At 60.5% G+C, this 19,334-nt stretch carries 13 protein-coding genes; 8 read left to right on the forward strand and 5 right to left on the reverse strand.

What is annotated here, in order from left to right:
- The 3 genes from FH975_RS01175 (at position 1) to tatC (ending at position 3,089) form a co-directional block, all read left to right on the forward strand.
- The gene (locus tag FH975_RS01175) at positions 1-1,947 is read left to right on the forward strand and encodes a helix-turn-helix transcriptional regulator (RefSeq protein WP_162319680.1); all 1,947 of its coding nucleotides are present in this window, start codon (positions 1-3) and stop codon (positions 1,945-1,947) included.
- Between the two features lie 61 nt (positions 1,948-2,008).
- On the forward strand, positions 2,009-2,260 hold the full coding sequence (gene tatA, locus FH975_RS01180) for a Sec-independent protein translocase subunit TatA (RefSeq protein WP_153077545.1): 252 nt from the start codon (positions 2,009-2,011) through the stop codon (positions 2,258-2,260).
- Between the two features lie 79 nt (positions 2,261-2,339).
- A complete protein-coding gene (gene tatC / locus FH975_RS01185) occupies positions 2,340-3,089 on the forward strand; it encodes a twin-arginine translocase subunit TatC (protein ID WP_153077546.1) in 750 nt (249 codons plus the stop codon).
- On the opposite strand, the gene FH975_RS01190 is transcribed toward tatC, so the two are convergent.
- The 3 genes from FH975_RS01190 to FH975_RS01200 are packed head-to-tail and all read right to left on the reverse strand — an operon-like array spanning position 3,073 to position 6,457.
- Positions 3,073-3,927, reverse strand: coding sequence for a transglutaminase family protein (locus FH975_RS01190; RefSeq protein ID WP_153077547.1), 855 nt, complete (start codon positions 3,925-3,927; stop codon positions 3,073-3,075). The two genes, tatC and FH975_RS01190, sit on opposite strands and share 17 nt — an antisense overlap.
- Positions 3,924-4,856 carry an alpha-E domain-containing protein gene (locus tag FH975_RS01195; protein ID WP_153077548.1) on the reverse strand — a complete coding sequence of 311 codons (933 nt, stop codon included), beginning with the start codon at positions 4,854-4,856 and terminating at the stop codon, positions 3,924-3,926. Before FH975_RS01195 ends, FH975_RS01190 begins: the two co-directional genes overlap by 4 nt.
- Positions 4,850-6,457 (reverse strand): circularly permuted type 2 ATP-grasp protein, encoded by a 1,608-nt coding sequence (locus FH975_RS01200; RefSeq protein ID WP_153077549.1) that lies wholly within the window; start codon positions 6,455-6,457, stop codon positions 4,850-4,852. The genes FH975_RS01195 and FH975_RS01200 overlap by 7 nt, the downstream gene beginning before the upstream one ends.
- Before the next feature lie 38 nt (positions 6,458-6,495).
- Between FH975_RS01200 and pepN the strand changes: the two genes are divergently transcribed.
- Positions 6,496-9,114, forward strand: coding sequence for an aminopeptidase N (gene pepN / locus FH975_RS01205; protein ID WP_162319681.1), 2,619 nt, complete (start codon positions 6,496-6,498; stop codon positions 9,112-9,114).
- On the opposite strand, the gene FH975_RS01210 is transcribed toward pepN, so the two are convergent.
- Positions 9,111-11,180 carry an acyl-CoA dehydrogenase family protein gene (locus FH975_RS01210; RefSeq protein ID WP_153077551.1) on the reverse strand — a complete coding sequence of 690 codons (2,070 nt, stop codon included), beginning with the start codon at positions 11,178-11,180 and terminating at the stop codon, positions 9,111-9,113. The genes pepN and FH975_RS01210 overlap by 4 nt on opposite strands.
- A gap of 306 nt (positions 11,181-11,486) precedes the next feature.
- Here FH975_RS01210 and FH975_RS01215 point away from each other — a divergent pair, with 306 nt between their 5' ends.
- From FH975_RS01215 to dxs, 4 genes are read left to right on the forward strand one after another with little or no spacing between them, the layout of a single operon-like run.
- On the forward strand, positions 11,487-12,776 hold the full coding sequence (locus FH975_RS01215) for an acetyl-CoA C-acetyltransferase (protein WP_162319682.1): 1,290 nt from the start codon (positions 11,487-11,489) through the stop codon (positions 12,774-12,776).
- Between the two features lie 8 nt (positions 12,777-12,784).
- Positions 12,785-14,143, forward strand: coding sequence for a 3-oxoacyl-ACP reductase (locus FH975_RS01220; RefSeq protein ID WP_162319683.1), 1,359 nt, complete (start codon positions 12,785-12,787; stop codon positions 14,141-14,143).
- A 6-nt stretch (positions 14,144-14,149) separates the two neighbouring features.
- Positions 14,150-15,067: a MaoC family dehydratase gene (locus FH975_RS01225; RefSeq protein ID WP_162319684.1), complete on the forward strand. Its 918-nt coding sequence runs from the start codon at positions 14,150-14,152 to the stop codon at positions 15,065-15,067.
- A 36-nt stretch (positions 15,068-15,103) separates the two neighbouring features.
- Entirely contained in the window at positions 15,104-17,101 is a 1,998-nt protein-coding gene (gene dxs / locus FH975_RS01230; RefSeq protein ID WP_153077555.1) for a 1-deoxy-D-xylulose-5-phosphate synthase, read from the forward strand.
- A 46-nt stretch (positions 17,102-17,147) separates the two neighbouring features.
- Here dxs and FH975_RS01235 read toward each other — a convergent pair whose 3' ends face one another.
- Positions 17,148-19,295 (reverse strand): 3-hydroxyacyl-CoA dehydrogenase NAD-binding domain-containing protein, encoded by a 2,148-nt coding sequence (locus tag FH975_RS01235; protein ID WP_407938601.1) that lies wholly within the window; start codon positions 19,293-19,295, stop codon positions 17,148-17,150.
- Positions 19,296-19,334 lie beyond the last annotated feature (39 nt).

The raw sequence follows: 19,334 nt of genomic DNA on the forward strand, positions 1-19,334 counted from the left end.
ATGCAGCTGGACGAGGATGACACTGCTGAGGATTCGCGCCAGACCGCTGCAGCCGAAGATGGGGTGGTCCGGGCCCTGTCCTTGGCAAATGCTCTGCTGAACCGCCCCGGTGGTCTGACTCGTGAGCAGATATTCGACAAAGTCGAACTATACCGAGCCCGCCGAAACGAGCGTGACCGACTCGTGGGTGATGAGCGCAAACGTGCTGATGCTGCGCTGGAGAAATTATTCGGTCACGACAAGGAGCGCCTCCGAAGCTGCGGGATCGACCTCAGTGAACCGACCTCTGATGACGACTACCGCTACCGGATTCATCGAAGCCAGTACGGCCTGCCCGACCTTCGGCTCAGCGCTGCCGAGCGTCTGGCGCTTTACCGGGCGAAGTTGCTCTTTGCCCAGAACAGCATCTCCGGCCTCCAGCATGCCGTGTGGGCAATTGACCCCGACAATGATTACCTCGGCTCACCAGGGCCCCTACGGGCGCTCCAAGCCTCCATCGGTTCGGAGGCCGAAATCTCCCAGCTGCTGGAGCTTTCCAAGATCGGGCTGCATGTAGCAGTCAGTTTCCGCTACACCGGCCGCGGCCGACACCGAGCAGAGACCCGCCGGGTAGTTCCTTTGGGAACGGGCCTTCGGGGACATTGGTATGTCCTCGCTCATGATCTCGAACGGGACGCTCAGCGCATCTTCCGTCTGGACCGCGTATCTGGAACTATCGAAGCCCTGCCTCCGGGCGCCCTCAGTGAGCGCGAGGCTGAGGCGGTTCTGCAGGTAGCACAGCATCAGCGCTACCACCCAGTGGACGTCGCAGCCGAACTGGACCGCAGCGGTGAGGGCTTCGCAGATGGTGACCTGGCGGCCGGTACTCTGCGGGCACATCAGGGTGGGGGACCGAAGACGTTGCCGAAGCTCACTCCCCGGACAGCGGGTCAACGCAGGGAGGACGCGGCCACAAAAACCGAACGGGTCGTCAATATGGTCGCGCTGCTGCTGGCCCGGGACGGCGTCCAGCCCAGTGAGCTTTTGGCGAAGTACGACATCACCGGTGAGCAGCTGCTTCGAGATCTGCTCAGTATCAGTCTGGTGACGACGGACGAATTCCCTGACACTCTCGACCTTCAGCCGTTTCCTCCGCTGAACGATGAAGAATTCACCACCGAGTACCTCGTGGCAGATGAGCCCATTGTCCTGCGCTCCGGTGGGAGCGTCATAGACAAGCCGGTCTCGCTGACTAAACCCGGCGCGTTGAGCCTGATGATCGCACTGAAGGTTCTCATCGAGATCAGCCCGCAGGAGGATCAGCACATCGCGGAGGCAGCGGAACAGCTCCAGGAGAAGATCAAGACGATCGTGCCGCTCGCGATAGCGCAGGCAGCCGATTCCATGTCGCTAGGGAGGAGGGCTGACCACCGACCCGTGCTGCGGAGCGTGCAGCGAGCCATCTCCGATCATCACGCGCTCAGCATCGCCTACACGGATATCTCGGGGAGACACAGTGAGCGCGTGATTGAGCCTGTCCAGATTATCTACGACGGTCCCCACATCTACGCGCGTGCCTGGTGTCGCTCCGCTGAAGGGGAGCGGTTCTTTCGACTCGATCGAATCATGCAGATTACTGATCTGCCTCATGAGCCGCAGCGGGAGGAGAGCGCAACCTTGCTCCTCACCATCAACGGGCCGCAGATTCCGGTGTCCGAGGACTCGGTACCGGTTGTGCTTCGTTTCTCTCCCAGCGCCTCCAGCCAGGCCGCCCTTTTCCACCCTGTGAAGCAGCACACCGAGAAGGGGACTGGAGCGCGCACCATTTCTACGTCATTCCTTACGCGGGAGGCCGTAGTGCGCACATGTCTCGAAGCGGGAGGTGACATCGAAGTCTTACGGCCGGTGGATCTGCGCGTCGAGATCGCTCAACGAGCACGTGAGCTGTTGAAGAGCGCCCAAGTGTGAATTGTGTTCCCGCTACGCCAGCCGCGGCTACACTTGATGAAATCAAGGAAAGGATGTCGTCATGAATATTGCCGGGTGGCAGTGGTTGATTCTGCTGCTAATTCTTTTGCTGCTGTTTGGTGCAACAAAATTGCCCAGACTGGCCAGGTCGCTCGGGGAGTCTGCGCGGATCTTCAAGTCTGAAGTGAAAACCATGCAGGACAGCGATCAGCCCAACGACTCTAGAGAGTCTGAGCGCAACGCAGTTGAAGGAGATGTCATCGACCCGACTGCTGATGTGCACAAGAGCCGCGAACGTCGCGACTTCTCCTAGAGCCGTGATGACCCTGGCCGAACGCCCTCGGTCGGCTGGCAAAGGCTCCAGAAAGCGTAGGCGGGATCCTGAAGGTCGGATGTCCCTGCGCGATCATCTGCGCGAGCTTCGCCGCCGACTGTTGATTGCTGCCGCGGGGATCGTACTGGGTGCGGTCGCCGGGTTCTTTCTCTATGAATGGTTGGTTGCTGCCCTGCAGCAGCCTGTCGTGGAGCACAGCAATAATGATGACGGGCGGCTGACTGCCTTGGCATTCAACGCCGTTGGGCAACCTTTGGATCTGATGATCCGGTTGTCACTCTTTGTGGGTGTTGTGATCTCGTCACCCGTATGGCTGTATCAAATCTGGGCATTCATCATGCCCGGACTGGAAAAACGGGAGAAACGGTACGCGATCGCTTTCATCGCGGTGAGCGTGCCACTGTTCCTTTCAGGCATATGGACCGCATATACGCTGCTGCCGCGGGCGATTCAGTTCTTCTTCTCGCTCAATCCCGAGGGCACATCCAACATCATCGCCCCAGATGTCTACTTCACCTTTGTGCTTCACCTTTTCCTGGCATGCGGGATCGCCATGGTCATCCCAGTGATCCTGGTTGGACTCAATTTGATGGGACTCGTCACTGGTAAGCAGGTGCTCAACTCTTGGCGCGGTGTGGTGATGCTGATCGCAGTGATGTCCGCCCTGGCCGCACCTGGGGGCGAAGCGATCAGCATGTTCTTCATTATGATTCCGCTGACTCTCCTCTTCGCCATCGCTATCGGACTCTGTCTGCTCCACGACAAGCGACAGGAGAAACGCGAAGCAGCCCTCAGGCCTGACGGGTGATGGTCACCTCAACGCCGAGGGTGGTGTCGGGGCCGCCTCCGGAAAGAATGCCCTTGAAAGGCGTCACGTCAGCGTAGTCGCGTCCTCTTGCCACCAGAATGTGGTGGTCCCCAGCTGGTTTGTGATTGGTGGGGTCCCAAGTGTGCCAGCGTCCGTCCCACCACTCCAACCACGCATGAGACTGCCCGACGACGGTTTCACCGATTTCAGCTTCCGGATTCGGGTGAATATAACCCGACACATAGCGGGCAGGTATATTCACTGCGCGCAGTGCTCCGATCACCACATGTGAGAGGTCTTGGCATACTCCGCGGCGTTCGGCGAAAGAGGCGTCGGCGTTGTAGTGAACCGCAGTGGTCCCGGGCTGGTACTCCATCTCATCGTGCAGCCAAGCGATGATTGCACGAGCCGTCTCATGAGGAGTCTTCCCCGCAGCGATACCGTGTGCGGCACCGGAGAGAGACTCGCCTGGTTCGGATAGTCTGGACTGCGGCAGGAAGTCGCTGAATTCCTCCACATTGGCTTCGTTGGTCAGCTCATCCCAGTCCAGCAGGTCCTCAGGCGCATGCTGCTTCTCGGTACGGTGGACTTCAACCAACGCCTCCGAGGTGACAGAGAGTTTGTCGTGACGGGTATGGAGATCAAAGGTGTAGACCTTGGCACCCCAATAATCCCGGTAGTGAGACAGCGCCGAGGCATATGGCGAGATCCGCAGGTCGGTTTCCAACACCACCTGCGCGGCGTCGGTCTGCGGAGTCACGCGTGCCTCGTTGTAGGACACCGTCACCGGGGCCCCGTAACGGTAATTGGTGCTGTGGACCACGTGCAGCCGCGTCATACGTGCTCTCCTGTCCAGGCCTGCTCGGCCGCTTGTGCGAAGTACTTCGAAGTGATGGCGTCAGACGCGCCTGAGCATGCTGCCCGCACCCGTTCCAGGTGCTCAGGAAGCTCGCCGAGGAGATCATCAGAGTGGTGGTATTCCAAGAAGGTGCAGGCCTGCCCCACAAGTCGCCGGGCAGAGTCCATTTTCCCGGTCCGACTGTACTCGGGGTCCAGCGCTATCAGCGCCTGTTCGACCTGCCGCAGTGAGGACACCACGGAACGAGGGAACAACCGGTCCAGCAGCAAGAATTCAACGGCGTAGGTGTCGCCGAAGGCAGCGCGTCGGCTGCGCAAGAAAGATTCATAGGCACCGGCGCAGCGCAGCATATTGGCCCAGGAGAGGCGGAACGCTTCCTCGTCTCCGGTGGCGAGCATCCGAGCAGTCATATCTGCCCGCTCCAACGACCTTCCTAAAGCCAGGAACTGCCAGGAGTCATCGCGGCTCATCGTTGAATCGGCCATGCCCTGCGCCGTTGCCGTGCGTTCAATCACCCATGTGCAGAACCGGTAGGTGCCCACCACATCTTGTCGGTGGCTGGTGAGTCCGTTCCACGTGGCGTTGAGTGACTCCCACACCGGGGCTGACACGGTTTCGCGCGCGCGGCGGGCGTTTTCCCTGGCAGCCGATAATGATCCGGCGATCGAGTTGGGCTGTTGCAAGTCGAAGGCCATACGCGTGACCAGCTGCTGCAACCCCGGAGGTGACTCATCCTCGCGGATATCGACTCCCATAACCGACATGAGGTTGGCTGAGACTGTGCGCTGTTCTGCAAGCGGCAGCTGGTTTAGCCGCTCGAGGTGCACATCGAGGATGCGGGCAGTGCCGTCGGCACGTTCCACATACCGCCCGATCCAGAACAGTGATTCGGCGATTCGGCTCAGCATGGGCTGCCCCCTTGATTTTGCTGTTGCTGCTGCTCATCATAGGCGTCGGACGGGTTCGCGTCAGTGTGGAAGGACGAAGGCCAAACTCTCTGGGTGGAGCGATGAGCACGTCTGGTGCTCCAGGGAACAGCGGTCGATACTTCCCCAGTCTCGGCACCACCTTCGTCTACCACCCACGTGTCCTTCGACCCCCCGCCCTGCGAGGAGTTGACGACCAGGGACCCTTCGGTCAGCGCGACCCGAGTCAGACCGCCGGGGAGAACCCACACGTCGTCACCGTCATTGATGGCGAAGGGCCGCAGATCCACATGCCGCGGGCCAAAGGTGTCGTCAGCAAGAGTGGGAACCGTTGAAAGCTGCAGCACCGGCTGCGCGATCCATCCGCGAGGGTCAGCGAGCACTTTTTGCCGCAGGGCTTCAAGTTCCTCGCGAGTGGCGGCTGGGCCAATCACCAGTCCTTTGCCGCCGGATCCGTCTACCGGCTTCACTACCAGCTCGGCGAGACGATCCATCACCTCTTCACGGGCCTCCGGTTCCTCCAAACGGAATGTATCAACATTGGGGATCAGAGGCTCTTCACCCATGTAATAACGGATGATGTCCGGCACATAGGTGTAGACCAGCTTGTCGTCGGCGACTCCGTTACCCACAGCATTGGCGATAGTGACGTTGCCGGCTCGAGCAGCATTGACTATTCCAGGAACTCCCAGCATCGAATCTGCGCGGAACTGAAGGGGATCGAGGAAGTCATCATCGAGTCTCTTGTATATGACATCCACACGCTGCTCACCCTCAGTGGTGCGCATGTAGACGCGGTTGGCTCGGCAGACCAAGTCGCGGCCTTCGACCAGCTCCACACCCATCATCCCTGCGAGCAGGGTGTGCTCGAAGTAGGCGGAGTTGTAGACCCCGGGCGTCAGGACAACCACGGTGGGGTCGTCAACACCTTCAGGCGCTGTGCGGCGCAGCGCGGAGAGCAACCGCCGCGGGTACTCCTCCACAGGACGGATGGCGGCACCAGAGAATGCCTCGGGAAGACCTTTGGCGATAGCCCGTCGGTTCTCCAGAACATAGGAGACTCCAGAGGGTACCCGCACATTGTCTTCGAGAACTCGGAAAGTGCCAGTGTCATCGCGTACCAGGTCGATGCCTGAGATGTGCACACGAACCCCGCCGGGAGTCGAGAAGCCGTGGACCTCGCGGTGGAAGTGCGCGCTCGTGGTGATCAGCGACCGGGGCATCACCCCATCCCGGACGATCTCCATGCGGTCGTAGACGTCATTGAGGAACATCTCCAGAGCTTTTACGCGCTGCGCGACCCCGGCGGAGATCCCGTTCCATTCATCGCCCGGAATGATTCGTGGAACGATGTCCAACGGCCAGGCACGTTCCTCGCCGGCAAAGTCGAAGGTCACGCCGCGGTCCAGGAATGTGCGCGCCATCGTTTCGGCCCGGGCGGAGACGTCTGGGACGGTCAGCGATTGAAGCACATCGTTGACCCCGGAATATTCGGAACGCAGCTGTCCGTCTGGCGAGAACATCTCGTCAAAGGCGGTGGAGCGTTGCATGGCCTTTGGGTACTCAGCGAAGAGATCTGACATTTTCCTACTGTCCTGTGTCGGTCTGTTTGAATACCACTATGACAGAAAACGAGAATCTCTCACGGCGCCTGGCCGAATACCGATCAGCATGCATCACTGTTTCCTCCTACACCGTCCATGTGGATCTCTCCTCCGCGGACGAAGAAGGCTCCACTGCATATCCGGTCACCACGCGCGTGGCGCTGGAGTTCGACTCCGTTGCCGGTGAGGGAAGTGTTCCATTCCTGGATTACATCGGTGTGTCCGTCGATTCAGTGCGAATCAACGGCGCTGAACGCGATGCGGTCGCGGCCACGGGCGCTGCGGGCATTCGGTTGGATGGTCTTGCTGAGGGCAGCAATGTGGTGGAGATCGAGTCGGTGTCACGGTTTTCCCGTTCGGGGGAGGGGCTGCACCGGTTCGTCGATCCCAGTGACGGGTCGGTCTATCTCTATACCCAGTACGAACCAGCCGACTGCCGCCGAGTGTTCCCGGTTTTCGACCAACCGGATATCAAATCGCGTTTTAGATTCTCGCTGACCGGCCCGGAGTCGTGGCAGTTGCGCTCCAACAGTCCAGAGCTGTCCCGGGAGGCGGTGGGCGAAGGGTTGGTACGGGTGGATTTCGCCGAGACTGAGGTGATGAGCTCCTACATTACGGCTCTGCTGGCAGGTCCCTACCATCTGGTGGCTGACTCATGGAACGGATCGACGCCGGGCGCCGACGACTTCACCATAGATCTAGCGGTGCTCTGCCGGGCGTCCCTGGCCGAGTATTTCGATGCCGAGGAGATCTTAAAGATCACCAAGCAGGGCTTGGACTTCTTCCACCGTGAATTCGACTACCCCTACCCCTGGGGAAAGTACGATCAGGTCTTTGTGCCTGAATACAACCTAGGGGCCATGGAGAATCCCGGCCTGGTGACCTTCACCGAACAGTACGTGTTCGACACAGGGGCCACCGAGGCCCAGCATGAGACGCGTGCCAACACGCTCCTTCACGAAATGGCTCACATGTGGTTCGGCGACCTTGTCACTATGCAGTGGTGGGACGACCTGTGGCTGAAGGAATCCTTCGCCGACTACATGGGCTCATATGCGGTCGACGCCACCACCGACTTCACCACCGCCTGGGTCGCCTTTGCCAACTCCCGGAAGGCCTGGGCCTATGTGCAGGATCAACTTCCCACCACACATCCAATCGTGGCCCAGATCCCCGACCTCGAAGCGGCAGACCAGAACTTTGACGGCATCACCTACGCCAAGGGTGCCAGTGTCCTCAAACAGTTGGCCGCATACGCAGGAGTGGAGGCTTTCCGGGAGGCAGCCCGCCAGTACTTCGCACGTTTTGCCTTCGGCAACGCGACTCTTGAGGACTTCCTCACTGTGCTGGAGAACGTGACCGGAAAGAACATGCGCACATGGGCGGCCGCGTGGCTGCAGACCTCGGGCATTCCGGTACTCCGGGCTCCCGTGGACGAGACCGGGGTGGTGCATGTGCACCAGTCCGGGACAGACCCGGCCACTGGCGAGCCGATCAGCCGACCCCATGTCATCCAAGTCGGCCTGTTCACCCTTGATGGCACCGGGACGTTGTCCCGCGCTCAGTCGGTACCAGCGGAGCTGGACCCCCAGGCGCCGGAGGGCATGACACCCATCCCTGGAGTGCAACTCCCCGATGAAGAGACGCCGCGGCTCATTCTGCCCAATGATGAGGACCTCACCTACGCCAAAGTCATTCTGGATACGGCATCTGTCGAGGCGGCGCTGACTTACCCGGTCGGAGACCCATTGGCTCGGGCCACGGTCTGGGCATCGCTGTGGTCTATGGTCCGTGATGGCCTGCTGGAGGCCGATCGATACGTGAACGCTGTGCTCCGACTGGGCCTGCAGACTCCCGAGGTCACCGTGGTGCAGTCACTACTGCGGCAGTCCAACCAGGCCTGTGAGCTCTACACACCGACAACCCGGCAGGAACCGCTTGAAACTCAATTCGCTGCGGGACTTGCGGATTTCATTGCGAGAACTGAGGACAGTGACGCGAAGCTGGCTGCGACCCGGACCCTGGCTGCACTGTCGCGCCGCCACAGCAGCCAGGTGGGCCATCTCAGAACCCAGCTTGTCAGCGAACAGGATGAACAGCTCCGGTGGGCTTTCCTCCAAGCACTCGCTGCCCACGGGCAGGTGGACCGCAATGAGCTTGATGATGAAATCAGCCGACGAACCACAGCCCGGGGAGAGATTGCGCACCGACTGGCGTTAGCCGCACGCCCCAGCCGTGAGGTCAAAGATGCCGCGCTGTGGCAAGCCCTGGCTGGTACTGATGCTGACGGCGTCGAGCTGTCAAATGACCAATTAACCGCGACCGTGGAAGGCTTTGTCGCCGACCCCCAGGGTCTGACGACCGGTTATGAGGAGGAGTACTTCACTTCCCTCACTGATGTTTGGGAGCGCATGTCTCAAGGGCAGGCCACACGAGTGATCGAAGGGCTGTTCCCTGGCACGCAGCACCTGGAGCAGGGCCAGCGGCCGGAAGATCATCCCATCGCGCAGCGGACGCGCCAGTGGCTGCAGGAAAACGTATCCGCACCTGCAGCGCTGCGGCGGATTGTCAGTGAGGAGGAAGACCAGCTGCTGCGCTCCCTGCGAGCACAGCACGCTGCCTCCTCACGCGACTAACGGCTCTTCGCGGCAGCCCGCTGCCGGTCCAAGAGAGTCTTCTCATCCAGCGGCGCCTCTGACGAAGCACGCAGCTGCCGGTAGTGCTCCATGGCCTCCTCCTGCCGCTCCCGTTCCGCACCGGAAGCGACCTCCATGCGCACATGTTCAGGCTCGTAGCCGAAGGAGTCCACGATGTCCTGCGCATGGGGCCGAACCCGCGCCACCAGTCGGTTGATGTAGGGAGAGAGAGTTCTGGCGCGCTGTGCAGAGATGCGCCCATTGCCCAGATACCAGTCGAGAGTCTCCTCCACAGTGGTCAGGGCGTAGATGTCGCGCAGCCAGGTCATCACCTGCCGGGTGCCCTGATCCTGGATACCTTCGAGTCCGTCGGTGAAAGCCTCCCACAGCAGCAGATCCGTGTGGGCTTTAGAGGTGTTGATGATCTCGAACTGGTGCTCATTGAAGACTTTCGCCTGCTTCTCGGCAGGCAGCTTGGCAACTGGACGCAGCTCTCCGGCCACATCAACCACCATCTGACGGACCCTGCCCGCGAGCAGGTTACGCTGGACATCGGTCTGCTTGAACCAATTCGCGCTGCGGCGCTCATTGCCAGTATCGCGGACTTCCTGAAGGGCGCGACGGAGTCCAAAGCGGTGCATCACCCGATCGCTGGCCTGGTTGGCCACATAACTGGCGAGTGCGCCGACATCGGCGTTCTTGAACTCGGCGGCATAGTCGGCAAGTAGGCGCTTAGCAACAAGCTGAAGGAGGACGTTGTTGTCGCCTTCGAAGGTTGCGTAGACATCCAAGTCGGCGCGGAGCGAGGTAAAGCGGTTCTCTGAGATGAACCCAGCGCCTCCGCATGCCTCGCGGGCTTCCTGCAGAGTATCCAGGCTGTGCCAGGTCGCCACAGCCTTCACCGCCGCAGCGAGCGTCTCCAGCTCTTGGCGGTTCTCATCGGAGTCGTCTTCTCCAGAGAACACTTCGTCGAGTTTGCCCAACAGCTTCTCCTGCGCAAACCCAAGGGCCACGGTTTTCGCCAACCGCGGGATCAGCCGGCGCTGGTGCAACTGGTAGTCCAGAAGCACCTCTTCCTCCGTGGTGGACGTGGCATTGAACTGCCGCCGCTGGTTCCCATACGTTACGGCACCGATCAACGCCAGTTTTGACGCCGCGATAGCCGCACCGGAGAGGGAAACACGACCCTGGACCAGAGTCCCGAGCATGGTGAAGAAACGGCGCCCAGGCGATTCGATGGAGGAGGTGTACGTTCCATCTTCCGCTACATCTCCGTAGCGGTTGAGCAGGTTGAACCGTGGCACACGGACGTGGTCGAAGCTCACCTGTCCGTTATCTACACCGTTGAGTCCGCCTTTGTGTCCGTCGTCGTTAATGGTGATTCCGGGGCGGACCCGGCCTTCAGCGTCCCGGATTTCCATGTAGAAGCAGTGCACGCCGTGGTTGACGCCGTTGGTGATCAGCTGCGCGAACACCACTGCCGCGGTGGCGTCAAGGGCGGCGTTGCCCAGGTAGCGTTTGGTGGCTGCTTCGAAAGGCGTGTTGATAACAAACTCGTGGGTGTCCGGGTCATAAGTCGCAGTGGTGCCCAGTGACGCGACATCGGAGCCGTGTCCGAACTCGGTCATGGCGTAAGCACCGGGTACCGAGAGGTCCATAATGCCCGGCAGCCACTGCTTCTGGTGCTCGTAGGATCCCAGGTGCAGCACTGCGGCTCCGAACAGACCCCACTGAACGCCGGACTTGATCTGCAGGGAGGGGTCGGCGGTGACGAGTTCTTCGAACGCGGCGATATTCGCACCGTGGTCATTGTCGCCTCCGAACTCCTTGGGGAAGGCACGGTGCACAGCTTTGGCTGCAACGAGCGCATGTGACTGCTTCAATGTGCGTTCGCGGTGATCTTCTTTGGTGAGGTTCTCGACTTTGTGGAACTGCGGGTCCTTCAGCACCTTTCGAGCGGTGCGCCGAGTTTCCGCCCAGCGGCCCAGCATCAGCTCTTCCAGGTGAGCCGTGTCCACAGCGGCAGTGTCGATAGGACCAGTATTGGCGTCGTCGTGAGCGCCCATTGGTGAACTCCTCAGTATTGGATCACAGTGATTGTCAACACATCCATTCTAAGATACTGACCAGTAACTTGGCTACTTGAAGCAACCGATGCTGATTCCTGGTTCGTTACTCCTGTGGCCATTGACCCTGTTCCAAGCACGTGGTGGAGTGATCCCATGGACCATGCAGGCAGATTCTTCGGTGCCGTAGTGCTGTGAAAAACCCGAAATCTCGCAGGAAGCCGCCCCGCGGGGATGAAAGTGACAGCCAACACAGGTAGGCTAAGATACTGACGAGTAATATTGGCGATACTTCAGGAGAAGACCATGGCAGAAACACCGCGCGACGCCGTCATTATCGGCGGAAACCGGATCCCCTTCGCTCGTGCCCACGGCGCCTATGCGAAGTCTTCCAACCAGGACATGCTGACCTCGGCTCTCAACGGGCTGGTCGCCCGGTACGGACTACAGGGTGAGCAACTTGGCGCAGTGGCCGGAGGAGCAGTTCTGAAGCACTCAAAGAACTTCAACCTCGTCCGTGAGTCTGCCCTCGGCACGCCCCTGGACCCCAAGACCCCTGCCTACGATGTGCAGATGGCTTGTGCCACCGGGACCGAAGCCATTGGTTCTTTGGCCAACAAGATCAAGTTGGGCCAGATCGATTCCGCCATTGGTGGAGGTGTGGACTCCATCTCGGATGCTCCCATTGTCGTCAGTGATCAGCTGCGGGGAATCCTCATGGAGGCTACGCGGGCAAAGACCGCAGGACAGCGCCTGAAGGCCCTGGCCAAGATCAGGCCCGCACACTTGGCTCCGCAGGCCCCAGGCACCGGCGAGCCACGCACCGGACTGTCAATGGGCGAACATATGGCGGTCACAGCCAATAAGTGGGGGATCACCCGTGAAGAGCAGGACGAGCTGGCCGTGGCATCGCACCGTAACCTGGCTGCCGCCTACGAAAGCGGCTTCTTCAACGACCTCATCTCGCCCTTCAAGGGGCTCAGCGCCGACAACAATATGCGCGCAGACTCCAGTGTCGACAAACTAGCGAAGCTCTCGCCAGTCTTCGGTAAGGACCTGGGCGAGAGTGCCACCATGACGGCGGCGAACTCCACTCCGCTGACCGACGGGGCCTCCGCGGTGCTCCTCGGTTCTGAGGAATGGGCCGATGCGCATGACCTGCCAAAACTGGCCAACTTCGTGGACTACGAACAGGGTGCAGTGGACTTCGTCGACGGTGCCGAGGGTCTGCTGATGGCCCCCACCTATGCGGCAGCGAGGATGCTCAAACGCAATAACCTCACCTTTGAGGACTTCGAATACTTCGAAATCCATGAGGCGTTCGCCTCCACTGTGCTAGCCCAGATGAAAGCTTGGGAATCCGAGGACTTCTGCCGCGATGTGCTCGGTCTGGACAAGCCACTGGGAAGCATCGATCGCAGCAAACTCAACGTCAATGGTTCATCCCTTGCCGCCGGCCACCCCTTCGCCGCCACTGGCGGCCGGATCGTGGCGACACTGGCCAAACTGCTGTACGGAAAGCCCGGGAAACGAGGCTTCATCTCTGTCTGCGCCGCCGGTGGCCAGGGAATCACCGCAATCATCGAAGGACGGTAATAGGCGCAATGGCTCAGGACTCCTACACGGAATTCGTCAACACAGGTGTCGGCAAGAAAATCACCAAGGCCCTAGGGCTGCCGCAACCGGCTAAGCTGCGCCGTTACACGCCGGATGCACCACTGATCCCCGGCCCCGTGGTGCTTCTGGGCGCCTCCGAAGCGTCTGACATCCTTGCACGTCGACTGCTCGGGTGGGGGTTGGACGTGCGGCGACACATTGGGCCCAAAGAGAAGGTCGCCGCCGTGGTGGCACTGTTCGACACTGCGGCAACTCCCGCTCAGCTCAGTGAGACCGTGCTCGCCGTTGGCGGGCTGTTGAAACAGCTGAAAGCCTCCGCGCGCGTCATCACGGTCTTCCGGGACCCTGCCCACACTGAGGATCCCGCAGTGCGAGCAGCCCGGAAAGGGGTTGAGGGCCTCACTCGGTCATTGGCGCACGAAATGCGCGCTGGGAGTACGGCGAACGGCATTGTGCTCCATGAAGAGCTCGACATTGCGTCACCGTCAGTGGCTGGGGCTCTACGTTTCCTGCTGTCGGGACGGTCCGCGTTCGTCTCCGGTCAGTTCATCACCGTGGACTCAGTAAACGGTGCACTCCCCGAAGATTGGGCCGCTCCCTTGGCGGGCCAGGTCGCGGTGGTCACCGGTGCCGCTCGTGGGATCGGGGCCGCCATCGCTCGCACGCTCCACCGTGATGGAGCACGCGTGATTGCTGTGGACATCCCAGCTGCCGGGGAACAGCTTGCCGCAGTCGCCAATGAGGTCGCTGGTACCGCACTCCAGCTTGACATCACCGACGACGACGCCGGGGAGCAGATCCTCTCCCACGCTGATCAGTACTATGGCCGGCTGGACATCGTGGTGCACAACGCCGGCATCACCCGGGACAAGCTGCTGGCCAATATGGACTCCGCGAGGTGGGACTCAGTCATCGCCGTCAACATCGAGTCCCAGCTGCGCATGAACCGGGCACTGTTGAAGTCCGATCTCTTCAACCGTCCCGAGGGCACGGTGGGACCACGGATCGTATCCCTGGCATCTACCTCGGGTATCGCCGGAAACCGTGGCCAGTCAAACTATGCCGCCTCCAAAGCCGGAGTCATCGGCATGGTCTCCGCTTCCTCGGCGCAACTGCAGGCCCGTCATGGCACGATCAACGCTGTGGCACCAGGTTTCATCGAGACAGAGATGACCGCAAAGATGCCATTCGCGACGCGTGAGGTGGCGAGACGACTGAACTCCTTGAACCAGGGTGGACGTCCAGAGGATGTTGCGGAAACAATCGCCTATCTGGCTTCCCCAGCAGCAGCCGGTACCTCTGGTCTGACACTGAGAGTGTGCGGCCAGAACCTTGTCGGAGCGTGAGAGATTATGAATGAGCCGATTCGTATTCCCCTACCGAAGCTGAGCCGCCTGTATCAGAAGGCTGGCCTCGATGCCGTGCGGTCGAAGCTCGCCTCTGCTGGCAGGCTCACCGCGTTTCCTGAGCAGTCAGTGGTGGCAGATCACCCGGGTATTTCAGACGACCAGGCGGAACAGTACCGGCGGCTGTTGGGAGGGGAGGCTTTCGACAAAGCCCACCGGCTCTCCCTACCCTCGGTCTTGCTTCACATAGCTGGTTTTCCCGTCCAGATGGCGCTCATGTCTCGGGATGCTTTTCCGCTGCCGTTGATGGGCATGGTTCACCTGTCTAATGAGGTGCTCCATAGCCAGCCAGTGGGCGCCGGCACTCCGCTGCAGATTCTCGCCAGGGCGGATCACTTCGCTCCGCACCGTCGCGGCACGCAAGCCGATGTGATCATCGAGATCTACCCGGCGGGGATGGATATAGCCACAGCGGGCCCAGCCGACTGTCTATATTCCAGCACCTCTCGGTACCTCGGGATGGGGACGTATCTCTTCCCCAAAGAGGAGGGAAGTTCCTCCCCACGTGAGGACTTCACTCCGCCGCCGAAAACCGCTCTGTGGACTCTGGGGTCGGATGCCGGTAGGCAGTATGCCGCGGTCTCCGGCGACTACAACCCCATCCATCTCAGTGGCGTGACCGCTAAAGCTCTCGGACAGAAACGCGCAATCGTTCACGGTATGTACCTGGCAGCCCGAATGCTTGAGGGCCGAGAGCCCGAGTCAGCCGGCCACCGCTGGGACATCACCTTCGAAGCGCCTGTTGGGCTGCCTGGCAAAGTCGCTTTTGCCGCGGAGCAGGTGGACGAGAAGACACAGCAGTTTGTGGGCTGGGACCCGCGGAAGGGCCGCAGACACTTCAGCGGCAAGCTCGCTCTGCCCTAATGACCTCTCATGAGGCATTATCGGTAGACTGAGTCAATGAGCATTCTTCCTACGATCCGCTCACCACAGGACCTCTCCAAGCTCAGCATTGAGCAGCTGGAACGGTTGGCGGAGGAGATTCGGCAATTCCTCATCACCCACGTCTCCGCCACAGGCGGTCACCTAGGGCCCAATCTGGGCGTCGTCGAACTCTCTTTGGCGATCCACCGGATATTTGACTCTCCCCGCGATTCGATCATCTTCGATACCGGGCACCAGTCCTACGTGCACAAGCTCGTCACGGGGCGTCAAGACTTCTCGACCCTGCGGCAGCAGGGTGGACTTGCTGGTTACCCGGATCGGTCTGAGTCCATTCATGACATCGTCGAATCTTCCCATGCCTCAAGCTCCCTCGCCTGGGCGGACGGGATTTCCCGTGCCCGGACACTGGCGGGGGAGGGGGACCGCTACGTGGTTCCCGTCATCGGTGACGGAGCCCTGACAGGTGGCATGGCGTGGGAGGCCCTGAACAACATTGCGGCCGACAAGAACCGTCGGGTGGTCATCGTTGTCAACGACAATGGCCGTTCTTATGCACCTACCGTGGGGGGTATTGCGAATCAGCTCTCCAATCTCAGACGAGGGTTTTTGGACAAAGTTCGGACGCATCCGGTCTACGAATCGGTGATGGACGGCACAAAGCACAAACTCGTCAGCGGTGGACCCATGAGCCGGATGGTGTACCGGAGTCTGCATGCAGCCAAAAAGGGCGCCAAAGACTTCTGGGCACCGCAAGGGCTCTTTGAGGACCTGGGCATGAAGTACATAGGTCCGGTCGACGGTCACGACCAGTCAGCCCTGGAAGAGGCACTCAGCGATGCGCGGAAGTACGAAGGGCCCGTGATCGTACACGCCCTGACCGAAAAGGGGCGCGGCTACGCACCTGCGCGGGCGGACGAGGCCGATCAGTTTCACGCAGTCGGGGTCATCGACCCGGAAACTGGTGATCCTGTGTCACGCGGGGCTGCCCGTTCGTGGACCTCAGTCTTTGAAGAAGAGATCGCCGCCATCGCAGACGAGCGAAGTGACATTGTGGCCCTGACCGGAGCGATGCTGACCCCAGTGGGACTGCGCACGCTGGCCGCTAGGCATCCAGATCGGGTCATCGATGTCGGTATAGCTGAACAGCATGCTGTGACCTCAGCTGCAGGACTGGCCTACGGTGGCCTGCATCCCGTCGTGGCGCTCTACGCGACGTTCCTCAACCGTGCCTTCGATCAGATTCTGATGGACGTTGCGCTTCACAAGGCAGGGGTGACCTTCGTTTTGGATCGTGCTGGGGTGACCGGCCCGGATGGTCCCAGCCACCACGGTATGTGGGATCTTTCGCTCCTGCAGATCGTCCCAGGAGTGAGAATCGCGGCACCTAGAGATTCCACTCGGCTGCGCGAAGAGCTCCGCGAAGCGGTCGCGGTGGAGGAAGGCCCCACCGTGGTGCGGTTCTCCAAGGGGTCAGTCAATGATGAGCTCGACGCCGTGGAAAGACTCCGAGACAGCGTTGATGTTCTCTACACCAGCAGTGAGCACGATGCCGACGGCTCCTATACCAACGATGTCCTGATCGTCTCCGTAGGTGCCATGGGTGAACTGTCCCTGGATGTTGCGCGGCGCTTGGAAGACCAAGGAATCACCGCAACCGTGATCGACCCCCGGTGGGTTTTGCCGGTGCCCGAATCTGTCGTCGCGCTTGCCGCTCGTCACCGAATCGTGGTGTGCATCGAGGATGGGGTCAAAGCTGGTGGTGTAGGTTCCCGGATCCGCCAAGTGATGCGCGAAGCTGGGGTGGACACCGCGCTGAATGAAGTTGGGCTTCCGGTGGAGTTCCTAGACCACGGATCCCGCAACCAAGTCATGGAGCGTGTGGGCCTGACATCTGCCCAGATTGCCCACGACACAGTCGCTCAGGTGCTCGGGACGAAAGTCCCCTTCGCCCGGCGTTTGCCAGGGGAGGATCTGCCCACCGGAGAGATTCCCGCCTTCCGCGCACGGCGCTAGCCTACGCTTCACGAGGCGAGCCTTCCGGTGGGCTGATCCCACCCGATCAGCTGTGGAACCCAGCGCCGTTGACGCGCTGGCTCACTCCCAGTTGGTCCAGATAGGGCGTGATCCCCCCGCGATGGAACGGCCAGCCTGCCCCCAAGATCATGCACAGATCGATGTCTTTGGGCGAAGCGACCACCTCGTCCTCCAGCATGAGGCCGATCTCCTCCGCCAGGGCCTCCAGAACTGTGGTCAGCACTTCTTCCGAGGACTGGGGTGAATCGCCGAACTCCATCAATTCTAGGGTTGCAGCTTTGATGTGCTGAGACCCCGATTTGTCGCTGCTCCAAATCTCCGTCACACCGTGATCAATCAGCGACTGGAGGTTCGGTGAGACATAGAATCTGTCTCCGTACGTCGCGTTCAGGGACTCGGTGACGTGCTGAGCTACTGGTAGGCCCACCATCGCCAACAGCTCAAAGGGCGACATAGGGAGTCCCAACGGCTTGAGGGCTTGGTCCGCAGTGCGAGCGTCAGTTCCGTAGTCGAACGCTTTCTGGACTTCAGCCATAAGCCGCAGTAACAGTCGGTTCACGACAAACGCGGTAGTGTCTTTGGTCAGTACTGGAGTTTTTCGCAGGGTCGCGGCAAGGTCGAACGCTGTAGCGATCGGCTCCTCCGCGGTCTGAGCAGTCCGGGCGATCTCCACCAGAGGCATGACCTGGACTGGGTTGAAGAAGTGGAAACCGATGACCCGTTCGGGGTGTTTGAGGTCTGCTGCCATTTCTGTCACGGACAGCGATGAAGTATTTGTCGCCAGGATCGTTTCAGGGGACACAATGTCCTCCAACTCGGCGAACACCTGCTTCTTCACACCGATCTCTTCGAAGACAGCTTCAATGACAAAGTCGGCATCGGCGTACACCGCCTTATCTGTTGACCCACTGACCAACTCAGTGAGCGCATCTGCCTGCTCTTGCGTCAGCCGGCCCTTCTTGACCTGTTTAGCGTTCTGTTCTGCTATGTAAGCCAGCCCTTTATCGACACGTTCCTGGTCGATGTCACTGATCACCACTGGGACGCGCAACTGCTGGGCGAACACGAGCGCCAGTTGTGAGGCCATCAAACCTGCCCCGACGACGCCCACGCTCTTTACTGAGCGCGGACTCACCTGAGGTACCCCGGCGGGTTTCTTTGCTCGCTTCTGCACGAGCTCCATGAACCCGTAGACCACATTCTTGAATTCGTGACTGACGAGAAGGACCCCGAGTGCATCAACTTCAAGCTCTCGATCTTGGTCACGGGAGTTATGCGGCACCCGACGGAATATCTCTAGGGCGCGCAGTGGTCCCGGCGCGGAGTCTCCGGTCTTTGCTGCGACCGTCTGTTCAGCTGTCTGAACTGCTCGTGCCCAGGCTCCGCTGCCAGAGTCGTGAGTACGGTGCTCCGAGACTGAAGCTAGGGCTGCGTCGTCCTTGCTGAGGACCTTGGCCGCCCAGTCCAGTGACTCTTGCTCGAAGGAGGAGTCCTCGAACAGTGCATCGGCAATGCCGATCTCGAAAGCTTTCTGACCGTTGAGTGACGTGTTGTTGTTGAGCGCATTGACGAAAATGACTTGCGCTGCAGCTTCAGGGCCGATCAGCTTGGGCAGTCGGTAGATGCCACCCCAACCCGGGATGAGTCCCAGGAATGCTTCGGGAAGGCCAATAGCTTTGGTGGAAGCTGAGATTGTGCGGTAGTCAGCAGGCAGCGCAACCTCGAGTCCTCCACCGAGTGCCGAACCGTTGATGAAACCGAACGTGGGCAGCGGGAAATCCTCGACTAGGTTGAAGACGTCATGCCCCAACTGTGCCAGGGCGATGCCATGTTGAGTGTCGGAGAGTTCCCGCGCTGAGACGATATCGGCCCCCGCGGCGAAGACACCCGGCTTACCTGTCACACCGAGGGCTGCGATCTCACCAGACTCTGCTCGGGCGTACTGGGCGCTGACAGCCTCACCGAAGGCGATAAGAGAGCCGGGCCCTAACGTGTTGGGACGTTTGTCCTCATTATTGTCCAGTCGGATCAGGGCCAGGGTGCCTGCATTTCCAGGAAGCTCGACGTCTTCGACATGGGAATGGGTCACCATTTCGTGCGGAAAGCTTTCCGTCAGATGACGGTAGTGCGAGAAGTCGGCAGACAACGGTGGCCTCCTGTAGTGAGTGGGCATGATGCGTTCCGCATCACATACTACCCACCAGTAATACTG

This window comes from Nesterenkonia haasae, from assembly GCF_010119385.1.
In the GTDB taxonomy this organism is placed as follows: Bacteria; Actinomycetota; Actinomycetes; order Actinomycetales; family Micrococcaceae; genus Nesterenkonia; species Nesterenkonia haasae.

Coding starts and splice junctions, on each gene's coding strand:
- FH975_RS01175 (WP_162319680.1), top strand. CDS start 1: ATGCAGCTGGACGAGGATGACACTGCTGAGGATTCGCGCCAGACCGCT.
- FH975_RS01200 (WP_153077549.1), bottom strand. CDS start 6,457: ATGTCAGATCTCTTCGCTGAGTACCCAAAGGCCATGCAACGCTCCACC.
- pepN (WP_162319681.1), top strand. CDS start 6,496: ATGACAGAAAACGAGAATCTCTCACGGCGCCTGGCCGAATACCGATCA.
- tatA (WP_153077545.1), top strand. CDS start 2,009: ATGAATATTGCCGGGTGGCAGTGGTTGATTCTGCTGCTAATTCTTTTG.
- FH975_RS01225 (WP_162319684.1), top strand. CDS start 14,150: ATGAATGAGCCGATTCGTATTCCCCTACCGAAGCTGAGCCGCCTGTAT.
- FH975_RS01210 (WP_153077551.1), bottom strand. CDS start 11,180: ATGGGCGCTCACGACGACGCCAATACTGGTCCTATCGACACTGCCGCT.
- FH975_RS01235 (WP_407938601.1), bottom strand. CDS start 19,295: ATGCCCACTCACTACAGGAGGCCACCGTTGTCTGCCGACTTCTCGCAC.
- FH975_RS01195 (WP_153077548.1), bottom strand. CDS start 4,856: ATGCTGAGCCGAATCGCCGAATCACTGTTCTGGATCGGGCGGTATGTG.
- FH975_RS01215 (WP_162319682.1), top strand. CDS start 11,487: ATGGCAGAAACACCGCGCGACGCCGTCATTATCGGCGGAAACCGGATC.
- FH975_RS01190 (WP_153077547.1), bottom strand. CDS start 3,927: ATGACGCGGCTGCACGTGGTCCACAGCACCAATTACCGTTACGGGGCC.
- FH975_RS01220 (WP_162319683.1), top strand. CDS start 12,785: ATGGCTCAGGACTCCTACACGGAATTCGTCAACACAGGTGTCGGCAAG.
- tatC (WP_153077546.1), top strand. CDS start 2,340: ATGTCCCTGCGCGATCATCTGCGCGAGCTTCGCCGCCGACTGTTGATT.
- dxs (WP_153077555.1), top strand. CDS start 15,104: ATGAGCATTCTTCCTACGATCCGCTCACCACAGGACCTCTCCAAGCTC.